The organism is Mycobacterium sp., from assembly GCF_052143115.1.
Lineage (GTDB): Bacteria > Actinomycetota > Actinomycetes > Mycobacteriales > Mycobacteriaceae > Mycobacterium.
Window position 1 is genome coordinate 1 of the sequence record NZ_JBKQTQ010000310.1, and the last position, 4,302, is coordinate 4,302.

A 4,302-nucleotide genomic window follows, 5' to 3' on the forward strand; every position below is an offset into this window, starting at 1 on the left:
GGTTGCCCGGCCACGTGCACCTGACGATTGCCGACGATTGCGACGAGCAGCCAGATCGGTAGCCACATGCCGCATGTGAGCAGGGTGAGGACTAAATGCAGGCCATGATTAGGGCCGGTGGTGACGAGCACAGGCGCGGGGGCGCCGACGGTGTTGTTGATGACGATCGACGGCGGCGGCGGCGGTGGGGGCGCATGCAGCGTCCACTGTTGCCCGTCGAAATAACGCTGTCCTGGCCCGCCGGACGGGTCGGGATACCAGCCAGGCTGCGGTGCGGGTGCGGGGTAACTCATCAGGGCGTCCTATGTGTGATGTAGCAAGGCGTGGCGAATCATAGGCCGATAATTACGCCGACACGGATGGTATCTCGAAACTCTGACGCGCCCCGCCGCCGTTCCGGATCAGCCGGACGATTGCCGCGATGTTCCCCGTAACGCAGCCAAGGAACGCGACGATCTCGGAGCGGCCGCGCAGTCGCTCGGCGCCGCGTATCTCGAGTACTCCGTCTGCGCAGAATGTTTCGGCAAGTTCGTCGAGACGGCCGGCGTCACCCGCCCAGTTGTACCGCGCCAGAGTGTCGCGGATGTGCTCGCGGGCGACCAGTTCCCACATCTCCACTGTGGTTGACTCCTCACTCTCAATCTGACGCTACAGTCCAATGCTCATGAGCAACCAAGTAGACGCGCTTCGCCGCGAGGTAGGGTTCAGCATTCTGGGCTGCCCGACAACGGTTGTCGACATCGGTGGCCGAAGGATCGTGATGGACCCGACCTTCGATCAACCAGGCCCTCACGACTATTTGACCAAGACTGCCGGACCGGCACTGGCTGCCGCCGCGCTGGGAAAAATCGATGTCGTCTTGGTCAGTCATGACGAGCATCCGGACAACTTCGACCAGGAAGGACGGCAGGTGGCACTTGCCGCTCCGCTTGTCCTGACTCATCCGGGTGCCGCGCGCCGGCTCGGGCCGCCCGCTCTGGGGCTCAAGCCATTTGAGTCTTTCGAGCTTCCAGGCGAGGGCGATGTCAAAGCCCTTACGGTGCAAGCAGTTCCGGCAGTACACGGGCCGGCTGATGGTCAACGCGACGCCACTGGTCACATCAACTGCGAGGTGACGGGCTTTGTGCTGTCGGGTCCGGGCGTGCCAACGGTGTATCTCAGCGGAGATAACGCATCGATCGGCGCGGTCAGGACTGTGGCCGAGCGGGTGGGCACTGTCGATGTGGCGGTGCTTTTCGCCGGCGCGGCGCGGGTGCAGACGAAGGAGCGCGACGATCTACCCGTCGTAACCGAAACCTCCCGTGCGCCGGCGTCCCTCACTTCGCCCGGCGCGCGGGCAGTGGCCCTGGGGCGGTCGTGGTGGTGCCCGTTCACCATCGCCGCGGCCGCCCCGGTGGCCCACAAACCAAACTTCCTGCGCCCGAGCGTGTTTCCTTCTTCGTTCCACGCTCGGCAGCGCGGGATAGGGGCCGGGGCGGGCTGGGGTTACGGGCATTTCGCCCGCCTGTCCCGGTTCCCCACCAGAGCGCCCGGCAGGTGGTGTGGGTTGCTCTGCCAGGACTAGGAGGTTTTCTTCCGGGGCGGGATAATCCGGCCTTCTGTCAACCGACGCTGGCTTGAACGACCAGGGTTTCCTCGATGTTGAAGTTGATCCGGTCTTCGCGGTAATCCCGCGTCACGGGGAAGTATTTTCCGTCGCGGCTGGTAATTCGCACTACGTCGAACCCGTTGTTGTATGCCTGCACGGTGGCCTCATCTTCGGGCAGGCCCACATAGTCGTCACTGCTCATGCCACTCATCGTGTCACCTTCCAGTCGTTCGGATTGGGGTATGTGTAACCGCTGCTCTGCCCACGCCGTGCCCACAATTTGCCCACAGTTACAGATAATTCCCGTGAACTACAGTGATGGCTTTCCACAGTTCAGATACCCGGTGGTGGTATCTACCAGCCTCTCGAAACGCCTTTACACACCAGCGGTCGGCGGTTCGATACCGTCCGCGCCCACAATCGGGAACTTGGAGATCTGCAGTCGCGCGGTTGACGGCACGCCCGGCCCCAAAACGGTTTAACCAAGTGATGGCAGGTGTTGAACTGCGCGCACGGCGGGTCCGCGTGGGCCGACGCCGAGGCAGCTACACTGCCCGACATCGTGACCTCGGCGGCGCCCGCCGCGAGCCAGTAATCGCGCCGGGCCGGATGCTCGGCAGGAGAGTGTGGCTTGTTGAGTCGTTGGATCTTGAGCAACATCCCGTCGTGGCTGGTATTACTCGGACTCGTCGTCCTCGTCGCAGGCGGAGCCGTGCTAGCCGAGATGTACTTCCGGCATCGGTTCCCCCGGCTCAAGGGGGGCGAGCACAACGATGCGATAAAGTTCGCCTTCGGCGTTGTCGGGTTCGTGTTCGCGTTCTTCACCGGTTTCGTCGTTTCCGCGATGTGGACTCAGATCGACAGTGCCGGCGTCATGGCGCGGACCGAGGGCGCGGCCGCGGTGCAGATGGCCAGGGACCTGACCGTGTTCGACAGGGCCGACAGCGACCGCATCCGACAGAGCTTGCTTGAGTACGAACGTGCAACCGTAGCCGAGTGGCCCATAGCGGCGAGCGGCCATTCGTTCCCTGAGGCCGACAACGCTCTAAAGCGCCTCTACACCGCATACGAGGAAGTCCAGCCACGCACCGATACTCAAAAGACGTTCCTCGGCACCTCTTTCACCAACCTCGACAAGATCAGTCAAGCCCGCACAGAACGCGTACTCCAGGCCCGCACCGACATCGGCCCACCCTGGCCATTGTGGGCGGTCATCTTTCTGACCAGCGGGCTGCTCCTCGGCTGCGCGATCGTTTACGGCGTCGAGCAACCCGCCCTGCACCACATGATCGTCGCGACCGTGGGCGTCCTGGTAGCCGCCAACCTGTTCCTCGTCTTGGAACTTTCCCACCCGTTCATCGGCAAAAGGGCGACGTCCCCAGAACTGCTGCGCGACGTCATCCAGTTCCTGTCGTCGTCATCCCTGTAGTAGTCGCAATCCTCGCCTGCCGTTTATATCTGCGATGTTGTCACCCTTACTGTCGCCTGGACGCTGGCGGGCGTCGCCCCTGGCGTGGCGGGCACCCGTGAATTGGATGCTGGCGCCGATGGCCTCGAGGTGGGCAAACCTCAGGTGCGCGCGGACCTTCGCCAGGTGGGTGGCGGCGGTGGTCACTGGTCGGCGCCGGGCCATGCGGGCGGTCATCAGCCGCTGGACGCGTCGTTGAACCCGATATGGAAAGGTGTGCTGAGGGGCGGCACGGCTGTCGTATCTGAGGTGTGTTCTGTGGCAAGTGATAACGACAACAGCCCCGGCGAGCCCGACCGCGACAGCGCTGCGCAGGTCGAACCGGACTATCGGTTCACCCTCGCCAACGAGCGGACTTTCCTGGCTTGGGTCCGCACCGCGCTTGGCCTGCTGGCCGCGGCGGTTGCGGTCGTCCAACTCGTTCCGGGGCTGGTGATCCCCGGAATGCGGCATATCTTCGGGGCATTGCTCGCGCTGCTGGCAATCCTCACCGCCGCCGCGGGGGTGCGTCGATGGCAGCAGGTCGATCGCGCCATGCGCCGCGGCCTGCCCTTACCCCGCCAACGCGTACCTATCTACGTGGGAGTGGGCCTAGCCGTGCTCGGTGTTCTCACCATGGGTCTGGTCTTCCTCAAGGCGGTGACCGGTTGACCAACCTCGAGGCCGGTAACCCATCGGAGGCCGGGCTACCGGCCGAACGAACCTCGCTGGCCTGGACTCGCACCTCGTTCGTGGTCTTGGCCAACGGCGTAATTCTGATGGTGAAGAATGTTCACACCTCCAACGGACCGGTCCGGTTGGTCCTGGCCGGCCTGGCTGCCGCCCTGGCGCTCACCACGTACCTGATCGGTAGACGACGCCAGCAGACGCTCAGCCAGCATCCACTCCCAAAACGAATCACGCCCAGCCGCGAGGTATACCTGGTCGGTATCTCGGTGATCGTGCTCATCCTCCTCATAGCGTTCGCGCTGCCCGTTTGACCGGATTGCGTTTCGATTGGCGTACCGGGGCGCTTCTAAGAACCGAAGCCAGGGTCGTTTCAGCCTGCCATTGTCCTGGTCTCGTCTTGGCGGTTTACGCAGCCAGTCTAAGTATAGGCTCTGACCTGCACAAACTGTAGTGCGCGGTACTGGGATTGAATCAGTGGCGGCTTGCCAAACAGGCGAGGACGCTTTCGCCTAATCTGCTATCTGCGAACCTTTGTGGTCGCCTGGACATTGGCTGATTTGGCCGGCCGCACATCGCC

The 4,302-nt window shown here is 63.4% G+C and carries 6 protein-coding genes and 1 pseudogene; 4 read left to right on the forward strand and 3 right to left on the reverse strand.

The window, feature by feature from the left end:
* On the reverse strand, positions 1-293 hold a 293-nt coding region (locus tag ACLQI9_RS30670; protein WP_442392692.1), incomplete at its 3' end, for a DUF2510 domain-containing protein.
* 124 nt (positions 294-417) lie between these two features.
* Positions 418-618, reverse strand: a pseudogene (locus ACLQI9_RS30675) (nuclear transport factor 2 family protein); the annotation flags it as partial.
* 46 nt (positions 619-664) lie between these two features.
* Here ACLQI9_RS30675 and ACLQI9_RS30680 point away from each other — a divergent pair.
* Positions 665-1,564, forward strand: coding sequence for an MBL fold metallo-hydrolase (locus ACLQI9_RS30680; protein WP_442378123.1), 900 nt, complete (start codon positions 665-667; stop codon positions 1,562-1,564).
* Positions 1,565-1,601: 37 nt separating this feature from the next.
* Here ACLQI9_RS30680 and ACLQI9_RS30685 read toward each other — a convergent pair whose 3' ends face one another.
* Positions 1,602-1,790, reverse strand: coding sequence for a hypothetical protein (locus ACLQI9_RS30685; protein ID WP_442392694.1), 189 nt, complete (start codon positions 1,788-1,790; stop codon positions 1,602-1,604).
* Positions 1,791-2,222: 432 nt separating this feature from the next.
* On the opposite strand from ACLQI9_RS30685, the gene ACLQI9_RS30690 reads away from it, so the two are divergent.
* The 3 genes from ACLQI9_RS30690 to ACLQI9_RS30700 all read left to right on the forward strand — a co-directional run bounded on the left by ACLQI9_RS30690 (position 2,223) and on the right by ACLQI9_RS30700 (position 4,036).
* Positions 2,223-3,017: a bestrophin-like domain gene (locus ACLQI9_RS30690; protein ID WP_442378125.1), complete on the forward strand. Its 795-nt coding sequence runs from the start codon at positions 2,223-2,225 to the stop codon at positions 3,015-3,017.
* A 297-nt stretch (positions 3,018-3,314) separates the two neighbouring features.
* On the forward strand, positions 3,315-3,707 hold the full coding sequence (locus ACLQI9_RS30695) for a YidH family protein (protein ID WP_442392696.1): 393 nt from the start codon (positions 3,315-3,317) through the stop codon (positions 3,705-3,707).
* Positions 3,704-4,036 carry a DUF202 domain-containing protein gene (locus ACLQI9_RS30700; RefSeq protein ID WP_442378127.1) on the forward strand — a complete coding sequence of 111 codons (333 nt, stop codon included), beginning with the start codon at positions 3,704-3,706 and terminating at the stop codon, positions 4,034-4,036. Before ACLQI9_RS30695 ends, ACLQI9_RS30700 begins: the two co-directional genes overlap by 4 nt.
* Positions 4,037-4,302 lie beyond the last annotated feature (266 nt).

Excerpts from the sequence above, each read along its gene's own strand:
- ACLQI9_RS30680 (WP_442378123.1), top strand. The coding sequence starts at position 665 with ATGAGCAACCAAGTAGACGCGCTTCGCCGCGAGGTAGGGTTCAGCATT.
- ACLQI9_RS30685 (WP_442392694.1), bottom strand. The coding sequence starts at position 1,790 with ATGAGCAGTGACGACTATGTGGGCCTGCCCGAAGATGAGGCCACCGTG.